General features: G+C 66.0%; 19 protein-coding genes. 3 read left to right on the forward strand and 16 right to left on the reverse strand.

What is annotated here, in order from left to right; translation table 11 throughout:
* Positions 1-8: 8 nt before the first annotated feature.
* Genes zwf through pgl form a run of 3 tightly spaced genes read left to right on the forward strand, consistent with a single transcriptional unit; the run spans position 9 to position 3,282 of the window.
* Positions 9-1,550, forward strand: coding sequence for a glucose-6-phosphate dehydrogenase (zwf, locus tag QMG61_RS03145; RefSeq protein ID WP_283492870.1), 1,542 nt, complete (start codon positions 9-11; stop codon positions 1,548-1,550).
* Positions 1,547-2,515: a glucose-6-phosphate dehydrogenase assembly protein OpcA gene (locus QMG61_RS03150; protein WP_283492871.1), complete on the forward strand. Its 969-nt coding sequence runs from the start codon at positions 1,547-1,549 to the stop codon at positions 2,513-2,515. The genes zwf and QMG61_RS03150 overlap by 4 nt, the downstream gene beginning before the upstream one ends.
* Positions 2,512-3,282, forward strand: coding sequence for a 6-phosphogluconolactonase (pgl, locus tag QMG61_RS03155; RefSeq protein ID WP_283492872.1), 771 nt, complete (start codon positions 2,512-2,514; stop codon positions 3,280-3,282). Before QMG61_RS03150 ends, pgl begins: the two co-directional genes overlap by 4 nt.
* Positions 3,283-3,424: 142 nt before the next feature.
* On the opposite strand, the gene QMG61_RS03160 is transcribed toward pgl, so the two are convergent.
* The 16 genes from QMG61_RS03160 to polA form a co-directional block, all read right to left on the reverse strand.
* On the reverse strand, positions 3,425-3,793 hold the full coding sequence (locus QMG61_RS03160; RefSeq protein WP_283492873.1) for an RNA polymerase-binding protein RbpA: 369 nt from the start codon (positions 3,791-3,793) through the stop codon (positions 3,425-3,427).
* 129 nt (positions 3,794-3,922) lie between these two features.
* A complete protein-coding gene (secG, locus tag QMG61_RS03165; RefSeq protein ID WP_283492874.1) occupies positions 3,923-4,174 on the reverse strand; it encodes a preprotein translocase subunit SecG in 252 nt (83 codons plus the stop codon).
* A 148-nt stretch (positions 4,175-4,322) separates the two neighbouring features.
* Positions 4,323-5,123 (reverse strand): triose-phosphate isomerase, encoded by an 801-nt coding sequence (gene tpiA, locus QMG61_RS03170; RefSeq protein WP_283492875.1) that lies wholly within the window; start codon positions 5,121-5,123, stop codon positions 4,323-4,325.
* The gene (locus tag QMG61_RS03175; protein ID WP_283492876.1) at positions 5,117-6,328 is read right to left on the reverse strand and encodes a phosphoglycerate kinase; all 1,212 of its coding nucleotides are present in this window, start codon (positions 6,326-6,328) and stop codon (positions 5,117-5,119) included. Before QMG61_RS03175 ends, tpiA begins: the two co-directional genes overlap by 7 nt.
* A 12-nt stretch (positions 6,329-6,340) precedes the next feature.
* A complete protein-coding gene (gene gap, locus QMG61_RS03180; protein WP_283492877.1) occupies positions 6,341-7,345 on the reverse strand; it encodes a type I glyceraldehyde-3-phosphate dehydrogenase in 1,005 nt (334 codons plus the stop codon).
* 87 nt (positions 7,346-7,432) lie between these two features.
* Positions 7,433-8,059 carry a superoxide dismutase gene (locus QMG61_RS03185; RefSeq protein ID WP_283492878.1) on the reverse strand — a complete coding sequence of 209 codons (627 nt, stop codon included), beginning with the start codon at positions 8,057-8,059 and terminating at the stop codon, positions 7,433-7,435.
* A gap of 105 nt (positions 8,060-8,164) precedes the next feature.
* Positions 8,165-9,145 carry a DNA-binding protein WhiA gene (gene whiA, locus QMG61_RS03190; protein ID WP_283492937.1) on the reverse strand — a complete coding sequence of 327 codons (981 nt, stop codon included), beginning with the start codon at positions 9,143-9,145 and terminating at the stop codon, positions 8,165-8,167.
* A gap of 89 nt (positions 9,146-9,234) precedes the next feature.
* Entirely contained in the window at positions 9,235-10,110 is an 876-nt protein-coding gene (gene rapZ / locus QMG61_RS03195; protein ID WP_283492879.1) for an RNase adapter RapZ, read from the reverse strand.
* 64 nt (positions 10,111-10,174) lie between these two features.
* The gene (gene uvrC / locus QMG61_RS03200; RefSeq protein ID WP_283492880.1) at positions 10,175-12,043 is read right to left on the reverse strand and encodes an excinuclease ABC subunit UvrC; all 1,869 of its coding nucleotides are present in this window, start codon (positions 12,041-12,043) and stop codon (positions 10,175-10,177) included.
* Positions 12,044-12,061: 18 nt separating this feature from the next.
* Positions 12,062-14,929, reverse strand: coding sequence for an excinuclease ABC subunit UvrA (uvrA, locus tag QMG61_RS03205; protein WP_283492881.1), 2,868 nt, complete (start codon positions 14,927-14,929; stop codon positions 12,062-12,064).
* A gap of 86 nt (positions 14,930-15,015) precedes the next feature.
* On the reverse strand, positions 15,016-17,079 hold the full coding sequence (uvrB, locus tag QMG61_RS03210; protein WP_283492882.1) for an excinuclease ABC subunit UvrB: 2,064 nt from the start codon (positions 17,077-17,079) through the stop codon (positions 15,016-15,018).
* A gap of 9 nt (positions 17,080-17,088) precedes the next feature.
* On the reverse strand, positions 17,089-17,718 hold the full coding sequence (gene coaE, locus QMG61_RS03215) for a dephospho-CoA kinase (RefSeq protein ID WP_283492883.1): 630 nt from the start codon (positions 17,716-17,718) through the stop codon (positions 17,089-17,091).
* A 29-nt stretch (positions 17,719-17,747) separates the two neighbouring features.
* Positions 17,748-18,290 carry a hypothetical protein gene (locus tag QMG61_RS03220; protein WP_283492884.1) on the reverse strand — a complete coding sequence of 181 codons (543 nt, stop codon included), beginning with the start codon at positions 18,288-18,290 and terminating at the stop codon, positions 17,748-17,750.
* Between the two features lie 119 nt (positions 18,291-18,409).
* Entirely contained in the window at positions 18,410-19,867 is a 1,458-nt protein-coding gene (rpsA, locus tag QMG61_RS03225; protein ID WP_283492885.1) for a 30S ribosomal protein S1, read from the reverse strand.
* Positions 19,868-20,037: 170 nt separating this feature from the next.
* Positions 20,038-21,714: a DUF885 domain-containing protein gene (locus QMG61_RS03230; protein WP_283492886.1), complete on the reverse strand. Its 1,677-nt coding sequence runs from the start codon at positions 21,712-21,714 to the stop codon at positions 20,038-20,040.
* Between the two features lie 35 nt (positions 21,715-21,749).
* Entirely contained in the window at positions 21,750-24,404 is a 2,655-nt protein-coding gene (gene polA / locus QMG61_RS03235; RefSeq protein WP_283492887.1) for a DNA polymerase I, read from the reverse strand.
* Positions 24,405-24,444 lie beyond the last annotated feature (40 nt).

Below are 24,444 nucleotides of genomic sequence, written 5' to 3' on the forward strand. Positions count from 1 at the left end.
GGAGCTGCATGTCCCCGGTGGAAATCACCCCGGAGTTCAATCCCCTGCGATCACCCTCCGACTACCGCCTGAATCGAATCGCGGGGCCGAGCAGCCTCGTCATTTTCGGCGTGACCGGTGACCTTTCCCGGAAAAAACTCATGCCGGCCGTCTACGACCTCGCGAATCGCGGCCTGCTGCCGCCCGGATTCGCGCTCGTCGGCTTCGCCCGGCGTGACTGGGACGACGAGGACTTCATGCAGGTCGTGCACGACTCCGTCAAGGAGTTCGCCCGCACGGAGTTCCATGAGGATGTCTGGGCGCAGTTGGCCGAGGGCATCCGCTTCGTCTCAGGGACCTTCGACGACGACAAGGCGTTCGAACGCCTCAAGGAGACGATCGCCCTCCTCGACAAGGAACGCGGAACCATGGGCAACCATGCGTTCTACCTGTCCATCCCGCCGAAGGCGTTCCCGCAGGTCACCGAACAACTGCGACGGTCGGGTCTGGCGGAACAGAAGGACGGGCAGTGGCGACGCGTCGTCATCGAGAAGCCGTTCGGCAGTGACCTGCAGACCGCGCGTGAGCTGAACAACGTCGTGGAATCGGTCTTCCCTCCGGATTCCGTGTTCCGGATCGACCACTACCTCGGCAAGGAGACGGTCCAGAACATCCTGGCCCTGCGCTTCGCGAACCAGCTCTACGAACCCATCTGGAACGCCAACTACGTCGATCACGTTCAGATCACCATGGCTGAGGACATCGGCGTCGGCGGCCGGGCCGGGTACTACGACGGAATCGGTGCGGCCAGGGACGTCATCCAGAACCACCTTCTCCAGCTTCTGGCCCTGACCGCGATGGAGGAGCCCATCTCCTTCGACGCGGCCGACCTCCGCACCGAGAAGGAAAAGGTGTTGGCGTCGATTCGCCTTCCCGACGACCTCGCCACCGGAACCGCAAGGGGCCAGTACGCCGGCGGCTGGCAGGGCGGGGAAAAGGTCCTCGGCTTCCTCGAGGAGGACGGCATGGACGCCGAGTCCGTCACGGAGACGTACGCGGCACTCCGCCTCACGATCGACACCCGTCGCTGGTCAGGGGTTCCGTTCTACCTCCGGGCCGGCAAACGCCTCGGACGTCGCGTCACCGAGATCGCAGTCGTGTTCAAACGTGCGCCCCAGCATCTGTTCGCCAAGGGCAACACCGCTGCCCTCGGCGAGAACGCTCTCGTGATCCGGGTGCAGCCCGACGAGGGCGTCACGATCCGCTTCGGCTCAAAGGTGCCCGGTGTCGGCATGCAGGTACGCGACGTCACCATGGACTTCGGCTACGGCCACGCGTTCACCGAGGCGAGTCCCGAGGCCTACGAGCGCCTCATCCTGGACGTGCTTCTCGGCGACCCGCCGCTCTTCCCCCGCCATGAAGAGGTGGAACTGTCCTGGAAGATCCTCGATCCGATCGAGGAGTTCTGGGCCGAACAGGGACAACCGGAGCAGTACCGTCCGGGCACCTGGGGTCCCTCATCAGCCGATGACCTGCTGTCTCGCGACGGCCGACACTGGAGACGCCCATGATCGTCGATCTTCCCGATACCACCACCTCCAAGATTTCCAAGGCCCTGGTCCGGATTCGCGAGGAAGGCGGTGCGGTCGCTCTCGGCCGGGTCCTCACGCTGATCATCGCGGCGACGATGGGGCACGAGGAAGAGGCCATCGAAGCCGCGAACGATGCGTCTCGCGAACACCCGATGCGCGTCATCGTCCTGTCCACCCAGGCACTCGACGCCGCGGGTCTGGCTACGACGCCGAGGATCGACGCGGAGATCCGGGTCGGCGGCGATGCCGGAGCGAGCGAGGTCATCGTGCTCCGCGCCTACGGAGAGGCCGCCAGCGACCCGGAGAGCCTGGTCACGGGCCTCCTGCTCCCGGACGCGCCCGTCGTGGCCTGGTGGCCCGACGTGGCCCCTCCGGTGCCCGCAGAATCTCCCCTGGGCCGCATCGCCTACCGCCGCATCACGGATGCGTCCGCGCAGCCCGACCCCCAGGCCGCGCTGCATCATCTCTGCACCTCGTACCGCCCCGGCGACACGGACTTCGCCTGGACCCGGCTGACTCTCTGGCGCGCCCAGCTCGCTGCGGTCCTCGACCAACCCCCGTACCTGCCCGTGACGGCCGTCGAGGTGTCCGGTGCCGCAGACTCCCCGTCGACGGCTCTCCTGGCCGCCTGGCTCCAATTGCAGTTGCAGGTTCCGGTCAGTTACGAGTTCACCACCGGGCCCATGTCGAGCGGCATCCGTGCCGTGCACCTCACCAGAGCCGCCGGGGTCATCTCGCTCGAACGCGAGGTTCCCGGCATCGCCAGGCTCACCCAGCCGGGTCAGCCCGTCCAGGATCTCACCCTGAAGAGGCGGAGCCTGCGCGACTGCCTGAGTGACGAGCTGCGCCGCCTTGACCCGGATGAGTTGTATGGTGAGGTCATCACGCGCGGCCTCCCGCACCTTGACGATGTGGTCGCAGATCAAACCGAAGGACGACCGTGACTAACGAACGACGCGTACTCGTACACCCCGACCGGGCAGCCCTGGCGGCGTCCGTGGCGGCTCGATTCATCACAACGACCGTGGACATCCTGCACGAGCAGGGCGACATCAATGTTGTCCTCGCGGGCGGCACCGTCGCCAACGAGGTGCTTGAAGCCATCAACGCCTCCGCGGCCAGAGACACCATTGACTGGGACCTGGTCACGTTCTGGTGGGGTGACGAACGGTGGCTGCCCAAGAACGACCCGGAGCGAAATGAACTCCAGGCGCGCGCGGCGCTTCTCTCCCACATCGCCGTCCCCGAAGGGAACATCCACCCGTTCGCGGCCTCGGACGAAGGCACAGACCTGGACAGCGCCGCTGCCGACTACGCTGCGCAACTCGAGGCCGCGTCGATCGAGGGCACCAACCTGCCGCGGTTCGACATCACCTTCCTCGGCGTCGGACCCGACGGTCATGTCGCCTCACTGTTCCCGCACCAGCCCGGCATCCGTGAATCGGGTGCCAGCGTTCTCGCCGTGCGGGACTCCCCCAAGGCTCCGGCGGAGCGACTCAGCCTGAGCCGCCCGGCGATCAATTCTTCCCGGTGCGTCTGGATGGTCCTCGCGGGGCCGGACAAGGCCTCGGCCCTGGGCCTGGCCCTGGCCGGCGCGAGCCGCGACGAGGTGCCCGTCGCCGGCATCAAGGGCCGTCGGTACACGAATTTCTTCGTCGATCGGGAAGCCGCCGCTGAGGTTCCGGAGAACCTGACCGCGTCCACGTTCTAATCAACACCCCGACGACGCTCGGGTGCAGACAAGAGCGGGCCCCGATTGGATCGGGGCCCGCTCTTGTCTGTCCGCTTTAGCGAAACCGGGCCGAAGCCGTCCGCGGTGTCGGCTCGGCTGCGGCGCTGGCCAGGCGGCAGCCCTAGTTGGTCGCGGAAAGCTTTCCGCGGCGCACCCGCAGCTGCTGCAGGGCCTCCTCAAGCAGAGACTCCGCTTCTTCCTCGGTCCGGCGCTCCTTCACGTAGGCGAGGTGCGTCTTGTACGGCTCGAGCTTGACCACCGACGGCGGGTTCTCTTTGTCACGTCCGGCGGGGAGGCCGGAGGACGGGCAGTCGATGGTCTCCGGGATCTCATCGTCGGGCAGGTTCGCCGCGAAATAGCGGACGGTCTCATTGCCGAGCGCGTCCCAGTAGGACACCTTGATCCGGTCCGCGTGGAAACCGCGGTCCTGCTCGCCCATCGGGCCAGCTCCTACACGGGAGCCACGAATTGCGCTGCCACCAGATGCCATTTTGTTCCTCCGCTAGAAAGGGGCGTTGAAGCTGTTTGGCCACGTCAGCCAATGTTGAATTGAACGGTCATGCCGTTTTGTGCTGCCGCCTCGTGGATCCGCATACTGCCGCCGACCCGGCGAGGGGGGTCAGATTCCCGCGTTGAACTTTGTGATCAGGCCGAGGACGACGATGCACGAGATCCAGAGCAGTCCCAGAATGACGGTGATGCGGTTGAGATTTCGTTCGGCCAACCCTGAGGCGCCGAGGTTCGAAGTCACACCGCCGCCGAACATGTCGGACAGACCGCCGCCACGCCCCTTGTGCAGCAAAATGAGCATGGTGAGCAGGAGGCTCGTAATGCCGAGCAACACCTGCAGCACTACCTGGAGAATTCCCACGCGAAACCTTTCACAGTGCGGTGGGGCACTTGCCCCACCAAGATCAGTGATAATCATAGCCTGACTCACGTCACAGCCCGTCGTCCCCCTGATTCGGGGGGACGACGGGCTGCCTCAAACGATGCTGGCTGAGTTGATGCTGGCTGAGTTACAGGCCAACGTGCTTCTGGAACCGCACGATGCTGGAGAACTCGTCGATGTCGAGACTTGCTCCACCGACGAGGGCACCATCAACATTGGGTTCGCGCATGAAGCCGGCGATGTTGACGCCCTTCACGGAACCGCCGTAGAGGATGCGGGTCTTGGCGGCCACATCTTCCCCGAGGGTCTCCTTGAGCACGTTGCGCAGCTGTGCCGCAACCTGCTCGGCCTGCTCCGGGGTGGCAGCCTGGCCGGATCCGATCGCCCAGACGGGCTCGTACGCCACAACGATGTCCGCAGCGTTGGAGACGCCGGACAGGGCCGTCTTCAGCTGTGCGACCGGCACGGCGCTGGGGCCGTGCAGTTCCAGGTCTGCGGCGGTTTCGCCGACGCAGATGATCGGAACGAGGTTGTGCTTGATCGCGGCCTTGACCTTCGCCGCGACCTGCTCGTCGTCCTCCCCGTGCAGCGTGCGCCGCTCGGAGTGTCCGATCAGCACGTACTGGCATTCCAGCTGGGACAGGAACGCACCCGAGATCTCTCCGGTGTACGCGCCCGAGTCCTGCGCCGAAACGTCCTGCGCGCCATAGGCGAGCGGGAGCTTGTCGGCCGAGACGAGCGTCTGCACGGAGCGGAGATCGGTGAAGGGCGGGAAGACGGCAACCTCGACGGACGAGAAGTCATGCTTCGCGTCCTTGAGGTTCCACGCCAGCTTCTGGACGAATGCGATGGCCTGGAGGTGGTCCAGGTTCATCTTCCAGTTGCCCGCGATCAGCGGTGTCCGCCGTGCGTTGTCGTTTGCTACCATCCGAGGACCTCCAGTCCTGGCAGGCGCTTGCCCTCGAGGAACTCGAGGCTGGCGCCACCGCCGGTTGAAATGTGACCGAACTGGTCATCTGTGAAACCAAGGATGCGCACGGCGGCGGCAGAGTCGCCACCACCGACAACGCTCAGGCCGTCGACCTCGGTCAGTGCGCCGGCAACCGTCCGGGTGCCTTCCGCGAACGGAGCCAGCTCGAACACGCCCATCGGGCCGTTCCAGAAGACCGTCTTGGAAGACCGGATGACTTCCGCGAACGCCGCTGCCGACTCAGGGCCGATGTCCAGGCCGAGACCGGAGGCGCCGAACGGGGTGTCTTCGATGGCGTCAGCCGGGGTGATCGCGAGGTCCGCGTCCGCCCCGAACTTCGATGCCACGACGACATCCGTCGGCAGCACGATCTTGACGCCGAGGCGCTCTGCTTCGACGAGGTAGCCGCGCACGGTGTCGATCTGGTCGGCCTCGAGCAGGCTGGCGCCCACCTTGTGGCCCTGGGCGGCGAGGAACGTGTACGTCATTCCTCCGCCGATCAACAGCGAGTTGACTCGCGGCAGCAGGTGACCGATGACGCCGAGCTTGTCCGACACCTTTGAGCCGCCGAGGACGACCGTGTACGGCGCCTCCGGCTTTTCGGTGAGGCGATCGAGGACATCGAGCTCAGCGGCGATCAGCAGGCCGGCCGCGCTTGGCAGGATCGCTGCCAGGTCGTACACGCTGGCCTGCTTGCGGTGGACGACACCGAAGCCGTCCGAGACGAGGACATCGCCCAGGGCGGCGAGTTCGTTGGCGAAGGCCACGCGTTCCTCGTCGACCTTGCTGGTCTCCCCCGGGTTGAACCGGAGGTTTTCCAGCACGACGACGCCGCCGTCGGCCAGGGCCGCAACGGCAGCCGTCGCGGACTCGCCGACGGTGTCGGTTGCGAACGCGACGTCACTGCCCAGCAGTTCGGCCAGGCGTGCGGCGACCGGAGCCAGGCTGTACCTGTCTTCGGGCGCACCCTTGGGCCGACCGAGGTGCGAGACGATGACGACTCTGGCGCCCTGAACGAGCAGCGCCTTGATGGTGGGCAGCGACGCGCGAACGCGGCCATCGTCCGTGATCTCTCCGTCTTTCAACGGAACATTCAGATCGCAACGGACGATGACGCGCTTGCCGTTCAGCTGCCCCAGTGATTCGATTGTTCGAAGTGTCACCGTGGGCCTCGGTTAGAGGCTCTTGGCGACGAGTTCGGTGAGGTCAACCATGCGGTTGGAGTAGCCCCACTCGTTGTCGTACCAGGACGACAGCTTGACCTGGTCGCCGATGACGCGCAGCAGGCCGGCATCGAAGATGGAGGAGTGCGGGTCGGTGACGATGTCGCTGGAGACGATCTCGTCTTCGGTGTACATCAGGATGCCCTTGAGGGGACCATCGGCTGCAGCCTTGTAGGCGGCCTTGATCTCTTCGACGGTAACCGGGCGCTCGGCGATGACGGTGAGGTCGGTGATGGAACCGGTGGGAACCGGCACGCGAAGCGCGAAGCCATCGAGCTTGCCCTTGAGTTCCGGGAGAACGATTCCGAGAGCCTTGGCGGCACCGGTCGAGGTCGGGATGATGTTGACGGCTGCGGCGCGGGCGCGACGCAGGTCAGAGTGCGGGCCGTCCTGCAGGTTCTGGTCGGCCGTGTACGCGTGGATCGTGGTCATCAGGCCGGACTTGATGCCGAAGTTGTCGTTGAACACCTTGGCGAGCGGCGCGAGGCAGTTCGTGGTGCACGACGCGTTGGAGATGATGTCGAACTTGGCCGGGTCGTAGTCCTGCTCGTTGACGCCCATGACGATCGTGGCGACCTCACCGGTGGCGGGAGCGGAAACGATGACCTTCTTGGCACCGGCGGTGATGTGCTTGCGCGCGTCGTCGGCCTTGGTGAAACGTCCGGTGGACTCAATGACGATGTCTACACCCAGGGCACCCCAGGGGAGGTTCGCGGGGTCGCGCTCGGCGAGGACCTTAATCGGCTTGCCGTTGACGAGGATCGAGTCACCCTCGACCGAGACCGTGGCGGCAAGGCGCCCGGTGATGGAGTCATATTTAAGAAGGTGTGCCAGCGTCTTTGTGTCGGTGAGGTCGTTCACGGCGACGATCTCAATGTCGCTGCCCTGGGCAAGGGCTGCGCGAAGATAATTGCGGCCAATGCGACCAAATCCGTTAATACCAATCTTTACAGACACGAATGTCTCCTAATCTTGTGCGCCGAAGCGCGTTTCTTGTGGGTGAACTGGACGGGATGCCGGCCCCCGGTGCGGGGGCCGATCCTGCTATGAGAGCAGGAGCAACCCGGTGGTCTTTTCGCGTGCGATGGTGAAGCGCTCCTGGACGTTCGCCCAGTTGACGATGTTCCAGAAGGCCTTCACATAGTCGGCACGCACGTTGCGGTAGTCGAGGTAGTAGGCGTGCTCCCAGACATCGAGCATCAGCACGGGAATGGTGCCTGCGGCGAAGTTCGCCTGCTGGTCGAAGAACTGCTGGATGATCAGGCGCTGGCCGATCGAATCCCAGGCCAGGACAGCCCAGCCCGAACCCTGCACGCCCAGCGCGGTGGCCGCGAAGTGGGCCTGGAACTTGTCGAATGAGCCGAAGTTGTCGTCGATGGCGCTGGCCAGGTCGCCGGTGGGCTTGTCGCCGCCGTCCGGGGAAAGGTTGGTCCAGAAGATCGAGTGGTTGACGTGACCGCCCAGGTTGAACGCGAGGTCCTTCTCAAGCTTGTTGACGTAGGTCAACGTTCCGGAGTCACGGGCCTCGGCCAGCTGTGCGAGGGCGGTGTTGGCCCCGGTCACGTAGGCCTGGTGGTGCTTGCTGTGGTGGAGTTCCATGATCGTGCCGCTGATGCTCGGCGCGAGCGCGGAGTAGTCATAGGCCAGGGCCGGGAGTGTGTATTCAGCCATTGTGTATCTCCTCTGTAGTTGTCGGCGCGAAATGCTCCGCCACCAGTTTGTGAGCGACCTATCCAGTCTACTCAGGTCGCGCTTGCCGCGTGACGAGCGGCGGGATCAGGCTTCGTCGAGGTCGGCGGGAAGATCGGCATCCGTCCCGGGAATTCCCAGGTCGGCGGCCTTCTTGTCCGCCATCGCCAGTAGTCGTCGGATCCGGCCGGCGACCGCATCCTTGGTCATCGGCGGGTCAGCGTGGTGGCCGAGCTCGTCGAGGCTTGAATCCCGGAACGACAGGCGCAGCTCGCCCGCGTAGCGCAGATGCTCGGGAATGTCGGTGCCGAGGATCTCCATGGCGCGCTGAACCCTGGCGCAGGCGGCGACGGCTGCCTGCGCCGAGCGGCGAAGGTTGGCATCATCGAAGTTGACGAGCCGGTTGGCCGTGGCACGGACCTCGCGCCGTTGGCGCAGCGCCTCCCAGTTCAGCACGGTGTCCTGGGCGCCCATGTGCACGAGCATGGCGCCGATCGCGTCGCCGTCGCGGATGACGACGCGATGGACGCCGCGTACTTCCCGGGCCTTGGCGACGACGCCGAGCCGGCCGGCCGCGCCGACCAGCGCCATGGCCGCTTCATTGCCGGGGCAGGTGATCTCGAGCGCGGCGGAGCGGCCCGGGTCGGTCAGTGAACCGTGAGCCAGGAACGCTCCCCGCCACACGGCGGCGATCTCTTCCTTCGACCCCGTGGTCAGCCGGTTCGGCAGCCCCCGGATTGGGCGCCGCCTGGCGTCGAGGAGCCCGGTCTGCCTGGCCAGGGTCTCTCCCCCGTCCAGGACCCGCACAAGAAAGTGGCTGGTGCGGCGCAGACCGGAGGCAGCGATCACGGAGACGTCGCTGCGCACTCCATACAACTCGGCCAGGTCCTTGCGAACCCGTCGGGCCAGTAGCGCGGTGTCCAATTCGGATTCGATCGCAATTCGGCTGGAAATCATGTGCAGGCCGCCGGAAAACCGGAGGATGGTGGCCAGTTCCGCGGCTCGAACCGTGGTCTTCGAGACCTCTACGCGAGCGAGTTCGTCTTTAACGTCGGCGGTGAGTGCCAATCGCTTGTCCATTCTGTAGTCCCGGCCTTGTCCCGGCCGGGTAGTGTGCGGGCTGGCCGACGGCTGCTTCCAGGCGCCGGCCGCCGTGGTTATTCTCGGCCGAGGTCGCGGTTCTTGAGACTGATCGCTACCCCGGGAAAGTCCTTGATCCGGTGCGCGATTTCGGCGGCCATGGCAACCGATCGGTGTTTGCCGCCCGTGCAGCCGACGGCAATCGTGACGTGGCGTTTGTTCTCCCGTTGATAGCCGGCGAGAACAGGCTCAAGGGCCGCCGCGTAGCTGTCCAGGAAGGTGATGGCGCCGGTCTGCGCGAGTACGAAGTCCCTGACCTCGGCGTCCTTTCCGGTGTGGGCACGCAGTTCGGGGATCCAGAACGGGTTGGGCAGGAACCGGACGTCGGCGACCATGTCGACATCCGTGGGCAGGCCGTACTTGAACCCGAAGCTCATCAGGGTGACATTGACCCCGGCGGTGTCCGCGGCCGCGAAACGGTCGGTGATCGTCGTGGCAAGTTGGTGAATGTTGAGATCGGAGGTATCGATCACGAGGTCGCATGATTCCCGAACGGCGCTCAGTTTGTTTCGCTCGGCCGAGATCCCGTCGAGGATCGTGCCGTCGCCCTGGAGCGGATGCGGCCGGCGCACCGATTCGAATCGACGCACGAGCGCGTCGTCCCTGGCCTCGAGGAAAATGACCCGGACCTGGGCGCTCTTGCGAAGCCCCTGAACGATCTCCTGAAAGTCGGTGAAGAAGTCCCGGCCGCGGATATCCACGACCGCGGCTATCTTGGGCAGGCTGGTGCCGGCCCGGCTGACCAGTTCCACCAGCGGCCGCAGCATCTGGGGCGGCAGGTTGTCGACGACGTACCAGCCGAGGTCCTCCAGGGCGTTGGCCACGGTCGAGCGTCCCGCTCCGGACATCCCCGTCACGATAAGCATCTCCTGCTTGTCGTTCTGCGTTGTCATATTCGAATTGCGCCTTCGGTCGTTGTGGTATTCGCGTGTCCAGCCTACCGACCGGGCGGCGACTTCAGGCGCGCAAGTGCTGATGGATCGTGCCGGCGAGGCCGGGACCGATCCCCCGCACCTCCGCGATCGACTCGGCGGTTGCCTCTTTCAGTCGCGCGACCGACCCGAAATGTTGCAGGAGAACCTTGACCCTGGCCGGTCCGAGGCCCGGAATCTCGCCGAGCACGGTGGAGATGTCACGCTTGCGCCTGGCCCGTTGATGGGTGATCGCGAAGCGGTGTGCCTCGTCCCTGATTCGCTGAATCAGGAACAGGGCGTCGCTGTTCCTGGGCAGGATCACCGGGTAGTCGGAGTCCGGCAGCCAGATCTCCTCCAGTCGCTTGGCGATGCCGCAGAGGGCTATCCCGGTGACCCCCGATTCCCGGAGTGCCCGTGCGGCGGCACTGACCTGTGGTTGCCCGCCGTCGACGATGAGCAGGTTGGGCTGGTATCGGAACTTGCGCCTCCTGGCCGGGGCTTCGTCACCGTCCGGCTGCTCCGGCTCCTCCTCCGGAACCAGGTAGGCGAGGCGGCGGGTGAGCGTGCGGTAAATCGAGTCGGTGTCATCCGTGGACTCCGGGATCCCGAACCGGCGGTACTCGTCGGTTCGCGGCAGGCCGTCCTCGAAGACAACCATCGAGGCGACAATGTTCGTGCCGCTCAGGTGCGACACGTCGTAGCACTCCATCCGAAGCGGGGCGGAGCGCATCCCGAGCGCCTCCTGAATGTCCTCCAGCGCCTTGGAGCGGGCCACGAAGTCCGAACTGCGCCGCGTCTTGTAGAGCATCAGGGCGTGCTTCGCGTTCTGGGTCGCCGTCGCCAGCAGGGCGGCCTTATCCCCGCGCTGGGCGGCGACGATCCGCACCTTGCGTCCGGCGATTCCGGCGAGCCAGCCCTCGAGTGCGTCCGCGTCGTCCGGGCGAATCGGGACCACGATCTCGCGCGGTGGCACGGTGTCCCCGCCGTACGCGGTCTGCATGATCGAGTCGATGAGCTCACTGGTGGTCAGGTCGAGTTCCTTGTCGACCATCCAACCGCGCACACCACGGATGCGGCCGCCGCGCACGATGAACAGTTGCACGGCGGCAGCGAGTTCGTCTTCGTCGAACGCGAACAGGTCGAGGTCGACGTTGTCGCGCAGCACGACGGCGCTCTTCTCGAGCACCGCGTCGAGGGCTCGGATCTGGTCGCGCCGCTTGGCCGCCGTCTCATACTGCTGCTCGGCCGCCGCCGTCTTCATCTCGCTGGTGAGCCGGTTGATCAGCTTTCGATCCTGGCTGCCCAGGAAACTGACGAACTCGTTGACGATGACGCGGTGTTCCTCGATGGTCACCTTGCCGGAGCAGGGGCCGAAGCACCGCCCGATCTGCCCGGCGAAGCAGGGTTTGCCCGATTGCATCGCCCGCTTGTAGTTGGCGTTGTTGCAGGTGCGGATCGGGAACGCCTTGAGCATCAGCTCAATGGTCTCGTGCACCGCCCAGACCTTCGGGTACGGCCCGTAATAACGAGCCCCGCGGATGCCGGTGGTGCGGGTGACGAGGGCTCGGGGCGATTCGTCGGCGAGGGTAACGGCGAGGTAGGGGTAGGACTTGTCGTCCTTGAACTGCACGTTGAAGGGCGGATCGAATTCGTTGATCCAGGTCCATTCCAGCTGCAACGCTTCGACCTCGGTGCCGACGACGGTCCACTCCACCGAGGAGGCGGTGGTGACCATCCTCCTGGTGCGCTCGTGCAGGCTGCGGAGCGGCGCGAAGTAGTTGCTCAGCCGGGCCCGGAGATTCTTGGCCTTGCCGACGTAGAGCACGCGCCCGGTTTCGTCGCGGAACCGGTACACCCCCGGAGCGGTCGGGATCTCACCCGCCTTGGGACGGTAACTCAGTGCGTCGGACATGTTGAGCCTGGTCTGCGCCTACTGCGCCGCCAGGACCTCCTTGAGGAAGGTGCCGGTGTGGCTCTTCGCGACGGTCGCCACATGTTCAGGGGTACCGGTCGCGAGCACGCGACCGCCGCCCGACCCGCCCTCAGGGCCGAGATCGATCACCCAGTCCGCAGACTTGATGACGTCGAGGTTGTGCTCGATCACGATGACCGTGTTGCCCTTGTCGACGAGGCTGTTGAGCACGAGGAGGAGCTTGCGAACGTCTTCGAAGTGCAGGCCGGTGGTGGGCTCGTCGAGCACGTACACGCTGCGCCCGTTGGAGCGCCGCTGCAGCTCGGTGGCGAGCTTGACCCGCTGCGCCTCACCGCCGGAGAGCGTGGTCGCGCTCTGGCCGAGCCGGACGTAACCGAGACCGACCTCGACGAGGGTCTTGAGGAATCGGTGGATCGCCGAGATCGGCTCGAAGAACTCGGCGGCCTCGCTGATGGGCATGTCGAGCACCTCGGCGATGTTCTTGCCCTTGTAATGAACCGTGAGGGTATCCCGGTTGTACCGGGCTCCCCCGCAGACCTCACAGGCGACGTAGACGTCAGGCAGGAAGTTCATCTCGATCTTGATCGTGCCATCGCCCGAGCAGGCCTCACAGCGACCGCCCTTGACGTTGAAGCTGAACCGGCCGGGCAGGTAGCCGCGCGCCTTGGCCTCGATGGTCTCGGAGAACAGGGTGCGGATCTTGTCGAACACGCCGGTGTAGGTGGCCGGGTTGGAGCGGGGAGTGCGTCCGATCGGGGCCTGATCGACGTGGATGACCTTGTCCAGGTGATCCAGGCCGGTGACCCGGGTGTGCCTCCCCGGCAACTTGCGCGCCCCGTTGAGCCGGTTGGCGAGCACCCGGTAGAGGATGTCATTGACGAGGGACGATTTGCCCGAACCGCTGACCCCGGTGACGGCCGTGAACGTGCCCAACGGGAAGCTCACCGACACCTTCCGCAGGTTGTTCGCCGCGGCACCGACGACCGTGATCTCCCTGGCCGGGTCGATCTCACGGCGGCTGGTCGGCGTCGGGATCGACTTGCGGCCGGCCAGGTAGTCCCCGGTCAGGGACTTCTTGTTGGTCAGCAGACTTTCGTAGGAACCGGAGTGGACGACGTGCCCGCCGTTGACGCCGGCGCCCGGCCCGATGTCGACGATCCAATCGGCCGTCTTGATGGTGTCTTCGTCGTGCTCGACGACGATGAGGGTGTTGCCCAGATCGCGCAGGGCGATCAGGGTTTCGATCAGGCGGCGGTTGTCGCGCTGGTGCAACCCGATGCTCGGCTCGTCGAGCACGTAGAGCACCCCGGTGAGGCCGGAGCCGATCTGGGTGGCCAGCCGGATGCGCTGGGCCTCCCCGCCGGACAGGGTCGCGGCGGCCCTGGCCAGGTTGAGGTAGTTGAGGCCGACCCGGATCAGGAAGTCCAGGCGAGCCTTGATCTCGCGCAGCACCTGCGCGGCGATCATCGACTCACGATCGGTGAGGGCCAGCTTGTTCATGAAGGAGCGGGCATCGCTGAGGCTGAGGTTGCAGACATCCGCGATGCTCGACCCGTGCACCAGCACGGCGAGGACCTCGGGCTTGAGCCGGGTACCGGAGCAGACCGGGCAGTCGACCTCGCGCAGGTATTCGCCCCAGCGTGCCCGTTGGGTGTCGGACTCCGCCTGCAGGTACTGGCGTTCGATGTAGGGCACGACGCCCTCGAAACCGGAGGTGTAGCTCATCTCCCTGCCGTACCGGTTCTTCCACTTCACCTTGACCTCGAAGTTGTCGCCCCGGAGGACGGCGTCCTGAACCACGGAGGGCAACTGGCCCCACGGGGTGTCGAGGGAGAAGTCCAGGTCGCGGGCGAGCCCGTCAAGGAGCTTCTCGTAGTACTGGAAGAGGCCCTTGCCCTGCGTTGTCCAGGGCAGCACGACCCCGTCCGCGATGCTCAGCTCCGGATCCCCGAGGAGCAGGTCTGCGTCGACGGACATCCGGGTGCCGAGGCCGGAGCATTCGGGGCAGGCGCCGAACGGTGCGTTGAAGGAGAAGGTGCGGGGTTCGATCTCGGTCAACTGCACGGGATGATTGTTCGGGCAGGAGAGCTTCTCCGAATAGTTCTGCCAGGCCCCGTCGCCCTCGCCGTCGACGTAGTTGATCTGCACGATGCCGTCGGTGAGTTTGAGCGCGGTCTCGAGCGAGTCGGTGAGCCGGCTGAGCAGGTCGGGCCCGGCGACGAGCCGGTCCACAACGACCGAGATGTCGTGCTTGATCTGCTTCTTGAGCACGGGCGGCTCGTTCAACTGGATCTGGGTGCCGTCGACGATCGCCCGGGAGTATCCGCCGGCAGCGAGCTCCTTGAACAGGTCGACGAACTCGCCCTTCTTCTGGGAGACGACGGGGCTGAGCACCTGGTAGCGGATGCCGTCTTCGAGTTCCATCAGCTGGTCGGCGATCTGCTGCACGGTCTGGGCCTGGATGACCTCGCCGCAGACGGCGCAGTGCGGCACGCCGATCCGGGCCCACAGCAGGCGCATGTAGTCGTAGACCTCGGTGATGGTGCCGACCGTGGACCGGGGATTGCGGTTGGTGGACTTCTGGTCGATGGACACGGCGGGGCTGAGTCCCTCGATGAAGTCGACGTCCGGCCGGTCGACCTGGCCGAGGAACTGACGCGCGTACGCGGACAGCGACTCGACGTAGCGGCGCTGGCCCTCCGCGAAGATGGTGTCGAAGGCGAGTGATGACTTGCCCGAGCCGGACAGTCCGGTGAAGACCACGAGGGAATCCCGGGGGATCTCGAGATCGACGTTGTGCAGATTGTGCACCCGTGCGCCACGAACGCTGAGTTTTGACCCGGACTCTACCTTGGAAATTGACACCGTTTGAGTCTATGCAGTGCCGCCGACACACCGGAGCGAGATCTGCACGCCCTGAGCGAACAGATGTTCGATGGTGATGGAGAAGGTCAGATGTGGCCGGCCTTCTCCATCTGGCGCAATTCCCGTTTGAGCTCGGACACCTCGTCTCGCAGCCGGGCGGCGAGCTCGAACTTGAGCTCCCCGGCGGCCTCGAGCATCTGACCGTTCAGGTCGGCGATGATCGATTCGAGGTCGTTGGCGCCGTTGGCGGCCAGTCCCTGGCGGCGCGGTGTGGGGGCCAGACCCTTGCGGCGTTCGTTGCGCCCGGCCAGCAGTTCGGCGGTGTCCGCTTCCTCCCTGGCCAGCACCTCGGTGATGTCCGCGATTCGTTTGCGCAACGGGGTCGGATCGATGCCGTGCAGGGTGTTGTAGGCCACCTGCTTCTCCCGGCGGCGATCGGTTTCGTCGATGGCGCGTTCCATCGAGGCGGTGAGCCGGTCGGCGTACATGTGCACCTCGCCGGAGACGTTGCGGGCCGCGCGCCCGATCGTCTGGATCAGCGAGGTGGCCGAGCGGAGGAACCCTTCCTTGTCGGCGTCGAGGATGGCGACAAGCGACACCTCGGGCAGGTCGAGGCCTTCCCTGAGCAGGTTGATGCCGACGAGGACGTCGTAGACGCCGGCCCGGAGTTCGGTGAGCAACTCCACCCGGCGCAGGGTGTCCACGTCGGAGTGCAGGTAACGCACCCGCACCCCGGCCTCGGTGAGGAAGTCGGTCAGCTCCTCGGCCATCTTCTTGGTCAGCGTGGTGACGAGCACTCGTTCGTTGCGTTCGACCCGCTTGTGGATTTCCTCGAGCAGGTCGTCGATCTGGCCCTTGCTGGGTTTGACGATGATCTGCGGGTCGATCAGCCCCGTCGGGCGGATGATCTGCTCGACCACGCCGTCGGCGATGCCCATCTCGTATTTGCCGGGGGTCGCGGAGAGGTAGACGGTCTGGCCGACCCGTCCCTTGAACTCGCTGAATTTGAGCGGCCGGTTGTCGAGAGCGCTCGGCAACCGGAAGCCGTGCTCCACGAGGGTGCGTTTGCGGGACGAGTCGCCCTCGTACATCGCGCCGATCTGCGGCACGGTGACGTGAGACTCGTCGATGACCATCAGGAAGTCGTCAGGGAAGTAATCGAGCAGGCAGTGCGGCGCCTCGCCGGCCTGCCGCGCATCGATGTGCCGGGAGTAGTTCTCGATCCCGGAACAGAAGCCGATCTGTTCCATCATTTCCAGGTCGAAGGTGGTGCGCATCCGCAGGCGCTGCGCTTCGAGCAGCTTGCCTTCGCGTTCGAGTTGCCCGAGGCGTTCGGCCAGTTCCTCCTGGATGGTCCCGATCGCGCGGTGCATCACATCTGTGCTCGCGACGTAGTGCGACCCGGGGAAGACGGATACGGCGTCGAGCTTGCGGACGATGTCTCCGGTGAGCGGATGCAGGCTGTAGAGCGCTTCGATCTCGTCGCCGAACATCTCGATCCGGATTGCCAGTTCCTCATACATGGGGATGATCTCGATCGTGTCGCCCCGAACCCGGAAGTGGCCGCGGGAGAAATCGACGTCGTTGCGCTGGTACTGCATGGCGACGAACCGGCGGATGAGCCAGTCCCGGCTGACCTGCTGACCGACCTGCAGGGCGATCATGGCCTCGAGGTAGCCCTCCGGTGTGCCGAGACCGTAGATGCAGGAGACGGTGGAGACGACGATCACGTCGCGCCGACTGAGCAGGGAGTTCGTGGTCGAGTGGCGAAGCCGTTCTACCTCCGCGTTGATCGACGAGTCCTTTTCGATGAAGGTGTCGGTCTGCGGAACGTATGCCTCCGGCTGGTAGTAGTCGTAGTAGGACACGAAGTACTCGACGGCGTTGTTGGGCATCAGCTCACGGAACTCGTTCACCAACTGCGCGGCCAGGGTCTTGTTGTGGGCGAGCACCAGGGTGGGGCGCTGTACCTGCTCGATCAACCAGGCGGTGGTGGCCGACTTGCCCGTTCCGGTGGCGCCGAGGAGCACAATGTCGGTCTCGCCGGCGTTGATCCGGCCGGCCAGCTCGGCGATCGCGGTGGGCTGGTCACCGCTGGGGGTGTACTCGCTCACGACCTCGAACGGATGGACAGAGCGCGTGGGTTCCATGACTCCAGTCTACGGAGCACCCCTGACACTCTTCTCGTTCGCGGCGGCCCGCACCCGCAGCCACAGGTCGTCGGCCTGGGCCAGCGTCTGGCTGAGGCTGCCCGCGGTGTCGATCACCACGTCAGCGATGGCGAGGCGCTCGGTGTCGCTGGCCTGCGACCGGATCCGGCGCAGTGCCTCCGCCTCGGCCATCCCCCGCAGCTGGACCATTCGGCCGACCCGGGTCGTCTCGTCGGCGTGGGCGACCACGATCAGGTCGAACGGATGGTCGACGGCCGCCTCAACCAGCAACGGCACGTCGTAAACGACGACGGCATCGGGGTCCCTCGTGGCGGCCTCGCGGATCAGTTGATTCGACAGTGAGCGCACGGCCGGGTGCACGATCGCGTTGAGCCGGGCGAGGGCGGCCGGGTCGGCGAAGACGACTGCCCCGAGTGCCGCCCGGTCGAGGCCGCCGTCCGGGCCGAGCACGGTCGGACCGAAGCGGTCGACGATCTGGTCGATGGCGGCCGTGCCCGGTTCGACCGCGACCCTGGCGAGCTGGTCGGCGTCGATGTGCACGGCGCCGAGTTCGGCGAGCCGACGCGCCACGGTGCTTTTTCCGGATGCGATCCCGCCGGTCAGTCCAATCAGGTACACGCGTGCAATGCTAACGGCCCGCGGCGCGTTCAGCGCCCGGGGTTGCCGGTGCAGTCGACCGTTTCGGGGACCAGGGCGCCTTCGTTGTAGGCGGAGTCCCTGGCCACGATTCTTCCTCCGAAGCCGAGCACGCAGCCCAGTGCCCCGCTGGTGGTGCCGGTCGCGGTGAACGTCCAGAGTCCTCCGGAGACGGCGGGCACGCAGGCGTAGACCGTTGTGCTGGACACGGGCCCGTAGACGGTGGCGGTGCGGAGCGGTGTGCCGCCGTCGGTGGTGAAGGCCGTGTACGTGATCGTGACCGGCGTGGTGGAGTCGTCGGCGAGCACCGTATACGTCGTAGCCGTCGTCACGGCATCCGCCGCGGTGCAGTCGCCACTGCCGGCGGAAGCCGTCGGCGCCGACGTCGGAGCAGCCGTCGGAGCAGCCGTCGGAGAAGACGTCGGAGAAGACGTCGGCGTACCCGTAGCCGACGGGCTCGCGCTCGGTGCCGGCTCCGGCCCGGGGGCGGCGCAGCCCGCCAGGACCAGGACGGAGAGGGCGGCAACGATGACCGTGGATCGGTGACGAATCATGCCCGCAGTCTACGATCGGTGCCGGTTCGGGGATACCCGGACGCACAAAAAACAGGCCGGACCCCGAAGGGCCCGGCCTGTTTCATCGCGGTGCCAACGAACAGGTTGGCATTGCGCGACTAGTTGGAGCTGGAGAGCTTCTCGCGCAGCGCGGCGAGGGCCTCGTCGTCCGCGAGCGTGCCGGCGCCGGCCGTCTCGCTCGAGAACGTGGAGCCTGCGGCGGACGGCACATCGCCGGGGGCGATGATCTCGTCGTTCGCGGAAGCAACCTGCTTCTTGTGGGCTTCCCAGCGAGCCTGGGCTGCAGCGTAGTCCTGCTCCCACTTCTCGCGCTGGGAGTCGAAGCCTTCGCGCCACTCGTTGGTCTCCGGGTCGAAGCCCTCGGGGTACTTGTAGTTGCCCTGGTCGTCGTACTCGGTGAGCATCCCGTAGAGTGCCGGGTCGAACTCGGTGCCCTCGGGGTCGACACCCTCGTTGGCCTGCTTGAGGCTCAGCGAGATGCGGCGACGCTCGAGGTCGATGTCGATGACCTTGACGAAGACCTCGTCGCCGACCGAGACGACCTGCTCGGCGAGCTCGACGTGCTTGCCGGAGAGCTCGGAGATGTGAACCAGGCCCTCGATGCCCTCTGCGACGCGAACGAACGCGCCGAACGGAACGAGCTTGGTGACCTTACCCGGTGCAACCTGGCCGATGGCGTGGGTGCGGGCGAAGACCTGCCACGGGTCCTCCTGGGTGGCCTTGAGCGACAGCGACACGCGCTCGCGCTCGAGGTCGACCTCGAGGATCTCGACGGTGACTTCCTGGCCAACCTCGACGACCTCGCTGGCGTGCTCGATGTGCTTCCAGCTGAGCTCGGAGACGTGAACCAGACCGTCAACGCCACCCAGGTCGACGAACGCACCGAAGTTGACGATCGACGAGACGACGCCCTTGCGGACCTGTCCCTTCTGGAGGTTGTTGAGGAACGTGGTGCGGCTCTCGGACTGCGTCTGCTCGAGCAGGGCACGACGGGACAGCACAACGTTGTTGCGGTTCTTGTCGAGTTCGAGGATCTTGGCCTCGATCTCCTGGCCCAGGTACGGGGTCAGGTCGCGAACGCGGCGAAGCTCGATGAGCGACGCGGGCAGGAAGCCACGCAGACCGATGTCCACGATGAGGCCACCCTTGACAACCTCGATCACCGAACCGGTGACAACGCCATCCGATTCCTTGATCAGTTCGACGTCGCCCCATGCACGCTCGTACTGAGCGCGCTTCTTGGACAGGATGAGACGGCCTTCTTTGTCTTCCTTCTGAAGGACGAGCGCCTCAACCAGGTCGCCGACCTTGACGACCTCGGAGGGGTCAACGTCGTGCTTGATGGAAAGTTCGCGGGAGGGGATGACACCCTCGGTCTTGTAGCCCACGTCGAGGAGAACCTCGTCGCGGTCGATCTTCACTACGGTGCCTTCGATGAGGTCGCCGTCGTTGAAGAATTTCAGAGTCTTTTCGACCGCGGCAAGGAAGTCTTCAGCAGATCCGATGTCGTTGATGGCGACCTGCTTGGGTGCCCGTTCGGTCGTTGCGATTGTCATGTAGTAGTTGCTCCAGGATGGACATAAATCGGGCCACACGCGAAAAAGTCTTCAGGGTTGTGCACCGCGCATGGCAGCGGATAGTTCGTCACAAACGTGACAGTCAAGCTTAGCTGTTTGCGGCGGGCCGCAGCAACTTCACCGGCCCGCGTCTCCGGGAAGCGCGGCCGCTATCCGAGCATCGCCGACCGGAGCGTGTCGAGACCGACGCCGCCGAGGTCGAGGGCCTTGCGGTGAAATTCCTTGATCGAGAACGCGTCGCCCTCCCGCTGGCGGTAGGTGTCCCGCAGTTCCTCCCAGATCCGCTGGCCGACCTTGTACGAGGGCGCCTGGCCCGGCCAGCCGAGGTAGCGGTTGACCTCGAATTTCACGAAGCTGTCGTTCATGTTCACGTTCCGGCGAAGGAAGTCGAAGGCGTAGTCGGCCGTCCATGGGCCGGAGCCGTCCGGGAGCCGCTTCTCCAGGTGCACGCCGATGTCGAGCACCACCCGGGCTGCGCGCATCCGCTGCCCGTCGAGCATGCCGAAGCGGTCGGCCGGGTCGTCGAGGTAGCCGAGCTGTTCCATCAGGCGTTCGGCGTAGAGCGCCCAGCCCTCGGCGTGCCCGGAGGTCCCCGCCAGTTGGCGGCGCCAGGTGTTCAGCTTGGCCCGGTTGTAGACGGCCTGGCCGATCTGCAGGTGGTGCCCGGGGATGCCCTCGTGGTACACGGTGGTGAGTTCGCGCCAGGTGTCGAACTCGGTGACGCCGACGGGGACCGACCACCACATCCGGCCGGGACGGGAGAAGTCATCGGACGGCCCGGTGTAGTAGATCCCACCCTCCTGGGTGGGGGCGATCATGCACTCGAGTCTGGTGATCTCCTCGGGGATGTCGAATTGGGTCCCGGACAGTTCTGCCACGGCGCGGTCGCTGGTTTCCTGCATCCACCGCTGCAGCGCCTGTGTGCCGTGCAGTTTGCGGCTCGGGTCGGTGTCGAGGAAGGCGATCGCCTCGAGGACGCTCGCGCCCGGCTTGATCTGGTCGGCGATGCTCTCCTGCTCGGTGACCATTCTGGCCAGTTCTTCGACGCCCCATTCGTACGTCTCGTCGAGGTCGATGGTGGCGCCGAGGAAACGGCGGGACTGGAGCGCGTAGAGCTCGCGGCCGACCGCGTCCTTCTCGGGGGCCGCCCCTTCCAGGGTGCCGGTGAGGAACTCGGCGAGGCTGCCGTACGCGGCGGCGGCGGCCCGGGCTCCCGCGGCGAGGTCGTTGGCCAGGGAGGCGGGAAGGCTGCCGGATGCGGGACTGGCGTCCGCGGCGAACCGTGCGAAGAACCCACCGTTCGCGGCGTGGCGTTTCGCCTGCAACGCAACCTCGCGCACCTGCCGTTTCGCCGGCATGATGCCCCGTTGCATGCCTTCGCGGAGGGTCTGCAGGTAACCGTCCATGGCGGCGGGCACGGCGCCGAGCCGCGAGGAGATCCTGTCCCAGTCCTCGACCGTGTCGGTGGGCATCAGGTCGAAGATCTCGCGGATGCCCTGGGCCGGCGACGCGATCACGTTCAGGTCCCGCAGCGCCAGTCCGGCCTCGTGGCTCTCCACGTCGAGGGCGAGGGTGCCCCGCAGGTCGGTGCGGGTGATGACGTCGATGTCATCGGCGACCGGCGCCGCATCGAGGAGGGCGATGACCTTCCTGGCCTCGAGGTTGCGGCGTTCGTCACCGGCCGGCGAGAAGTCGCCGAAACGACCGTCGCCGGCGGTGCGGCCGATGTAGGTGCCCACCGTCGGGTCGAGGTCGACGAGTGTGTCGACCCAGTCCTCGGCGATCTTGTCGATCGCCGTTGGAGTGCGCTGAATGTCGAGTGTCATGGCACGAGCCTAGAACACCGCACCGGCGACCGTCGCTAGTGCGCGGCGGCGTCCCAGTTCGCGCCGCGGCCGACCTGCACCTCCAGCGGTACGAGCAGGTCGGCCGCCGACTCCATCCGGTGCGTGACGACGGCGCGCAGGGTGTCCCACTCCCCCGGCGCCACCTCGAAGATCAGCTCGTCGTGCACCTGGAGCATCATCCGGGACTCCAGGCCGCCCGCGCTGAGGTCGTCGGCGATGCCGTTCATGGCGATCTTCATGATGTCGGCGGCCGAGCCCTGGATCGGCGCGTTGAGTGCGGCGCGTTCCGCGTTCTCCCGCAACACCCGGTTGGCGCTGTGCAGTTCGGGGAACGGGCGGCGCCGGCCGAAGATGGTGGTCGTGTGGCCGTCGAGTTTGGCCTGTTCGACGACGTGCCTGAGATAGTCCCGTACCGCACCGAACCGGGCGAAGTAGTCGCCGATCAGCTGTTTGGCTTCCTTCGTGTCGATCCGCAACTGACGGGAAAGTCCGAAGGCGCTCAGCCCGTATGCGAGGCCGTAGGACATGGCCTTGACCTTGGTGCGCATCTCCGGTGTGACATCCGCCGGGGCGACGCCGAACACGCTCGCACCGACGAACCGGTGCAGGTCCTCACCGGCGTTGAACGCTTCGATCAGCCCGGCATCTTCGGAGAGGTGCGCCATGATGCGCATTTCAATCTGCGAGTAGTCGGCGGTGAGCAGGCACTCGGTTCCCGGTCCGGCCTGGAATGCCGCTCGGATGCGACGGCCCTCCTCCGTGCGAACCGGGATGTTCTGGAGGTTGGGGTCGGTCGAGGAGATTCGCCCGGTCGTGGTGCCGATCTGCACGTAGGTGGTGTGGATGCGCCCGGTCCCGTCGATGGCCTTGTCGAGGGTCTCCACGATCTGGCGCAGCTTGGTGGCGTCGCGGTGCTGGAGGAGCAGGTCGAGGAAGGGGTGCGGATTGCTGGCCTGCAGGTCGGCGAGGGCACCGGCATCCGTGGAGTAACCGGTCTTGTTCGCGCGCGTCTTCGGCATACCGAGCTGATCGAACAGCACCTCCTGCAACTGCTTGGGCGAACCGAGGTTCACCTCGCGGCCGATCTCGGCGTAGGCGCCCGCCGCGAGTACGGCCGAGCGTTCGCCGAGCTGCGCGGACAGCGCGGCCAGCTCCTGATGGGAGACGGCGACACCGGCCAGTTCCATGTCGACGAGCGCGATCAGGGTGGGCATTTCGATGCCGGACAGCACCCGCTCGGAACCCTCGTCGAGCTGGGCCGCCAGGACCTGTGCGACGCGGTAGGTGTACCAGGCCTCCATCGGGACACCGCCGGCCTCGGTCTCGTCCGGTACGAGCTGGTTGGGGTCGTGCGCGGGGAGCGTCTCGTCCAGGTAGCGGGTGACCAGGTCGGTGAGGGTCTTGTCCGGTCCGCCCGGGCGCAGCAGCCAGCCGGCGATCAGGGTGTCTGTGGCCAGGCCGGTGAAGGCCAGGTTGCTGCGCCGCAGCGCCTTGATCTGAGATTTTGCGTCGTGCATGATCTTGGGTGCGTCGCTCGCCAGCCATTCCTCGAGCGGGAGATAGTCGGTGCGTCCGGGCTGCCAGGGCAGGTTGACGGTTTCGGTCGGGCCGGCCAGGCCGAAGCCGATCACCTTGCCGTCCTGCATCTCGACGCAGAGGCCGAGTCCGCTGGGCGATGCGGCCATGGCCCGGGCGATCCAGGCGCCGAGCTCCTCGTCGAGCAGGTCCTGGGCGGCGGGGGCCGCTGCTGCGGGCGTTGCCTCCGCGGCCGGTTCGGGCGTGATCGCGGCCTCAGCGTCGACGGGGCCACCCTCGAGCTTGATCACCCGGTCGAGCAGGGTCCGGAATTCGAGCCGGCCGAAGATCTCGCGCACGGCGGGTTCGTTGATCGCACCGCGGGACAGCTCGGCGATCTCCACGGGCAGCTCGAGGTCGGTCACGAGGTGGTTCAGCCGCCGGTTGCGGATCGCGTTTTCTTTCTGTTCGCGCAGGTTGTTGCCGACGACGCCCTTGATCTCGTCCGCGTGCTCGAGGATCCCGTCGAGGCTGCCGTAGAGGCCCAGCCATTTCACGGCCGTCTTCTCGCCGACCTTGGAGATGCCGATCAGGTTGTCGCTGGTCTCGCCGACAAGGGCGGCGATGTCGGGGTATTGGGCCGGCTCGATGCCGTACTTCTCCTTCACCCTGGCCGGGTCGTACCGGGTGAGTGCGGACACGCCCTGGCTGGCCGGGTAGAGCAGGGTGACGTGCTCGTTGACGAGCTGGATGGTGTCACGGTCGCCCGAGACGACCAGCACGTGGTAGCCCTCGTTCGTGCCGCGCACGGACAGGGTCGCGAGGATGTCGTCGGCCTCGAAGTCTTCCTTGGTCAGGGTCTTGATGTTCATCGCGGCCAGGGCGTCCTGAAGCAGGGGAACCTGGCCGATGAATTCGCTGGGCGTGCTGGCCCTGGTGCCCTTGTAGTCCGGGTATTCCCTGGTGCGGAACGAGTACCGGGAGATGTCGAAGGCCACCGCAATGTGGGTGGGCTTCTCGTTGCGCAGCAGGCTCAGGAGCATGGAGATGAACCCGTGGATGGCGTTGGTGTGCTGCCCGTCCCTGGTCTGGAAGCTGTCGACCGGGAGGGCATGGAACGCCCGGTAGGCCAGGGAATGGCCGTCAATGATCATCAGGGTAGGCTTTTCGGAATCCAACACAGAGACAGCCTAC

Source organism: Cryobacterium sp. PH31-AA6 (genome assembly GCF_030063195.1).
In the GTDB taxonomy this organism is placed as follows: domain Bacteria; phylum Actinomycetota; class Actinomycetes; order Actinomycetales; family Microbacteriaceae; genus Cryobacterium.

Excerpts from the sequence above, each read along its gene's own strand:
- zwf (WP_283492870.1), top strand. The coding sequence starts at position 9 with ATGTCCCCGGTGGAAATCACCCCGGAGTTCAATCCCCTGCGATCACCC.
- QMG61_RS03150 (WP_283492871.1), top strand. The coding sequence starts at position 1,547 with ATGATCGTCGATCTTCCCGATACCACCACCTCCAAGATTTCCAAGGCC.
- QMG61_RS03160 (WP_283492873.1), bottom strand. The coding sequence starts at position 3,793 with ATGGCATCTGGTGGCAGCGCAATTCGTGGCTCCCGTGTAGGAGCTGGC.
- tpiA (WP_283492875.1), bottom strand. The coding sequence starts at position 5,123 with ATGGTAGCAAACGACAACGCACGGCGGACACCGCTGATCGCGGGCAAC.
- QMG61_RS03185 (WP_283492878.1), bottom strand. The coding sequence starts at position 8,059 with ATGGCTGAATACACACTCCCGGCCCTGGCCTATGACTACTCCGCGCTC.
- rapZ (WP_283492879.1), bottom strand. The coding sequence starts at position 10,110 with ATGACAACGCAGAACGACAAGCAGGAGATGCTTATCGTGACGGGGATG.
- uvrC (WP_283492880.1), bottom strand. The coding sequence starts at position 12,043 with ATGTCCGACGCACTGAGTTACCGTCCCAAGGCGGGTGAGATCCCGACC.
- uvrB (WP_283492882.1), bottom strand. The coding sequence starts at position 17,079 with ATGGAACCCACGCGCTCTGTCCATCCGTTCGAGGTCGTGAGCGAGTAC.
- QMG61_RS03220 (WP_283492884.1), bottom strand. The coding sequence starts at position 18,290 with ATGATTCGTCACCGATCCACGGTCATCGTTGCCGCCCTCTCCGTCCTG.
- rpsA (WP_283492885.1), bottom strand. The coding sequence starts at position 19,867 with ATGACAATCGCAACGACCGAACGGGCACCCAAGCAGGTCGCCATCAAC.
- QMG61_RS03230 (WP_283492886.1), bottom strand. The coding sequence starts at position 21,714 with ATGACACTCGACATTCAGCGCACTCCAACGGCGATCGACAAGATCGCC.
- polA (WP_283492887.1), bottom strand. The coding sequence starts at position 24,404 with ATGATCATTGACGGCCATTCCCTGGCCTACCGGGCGTTCCATGCCCTC.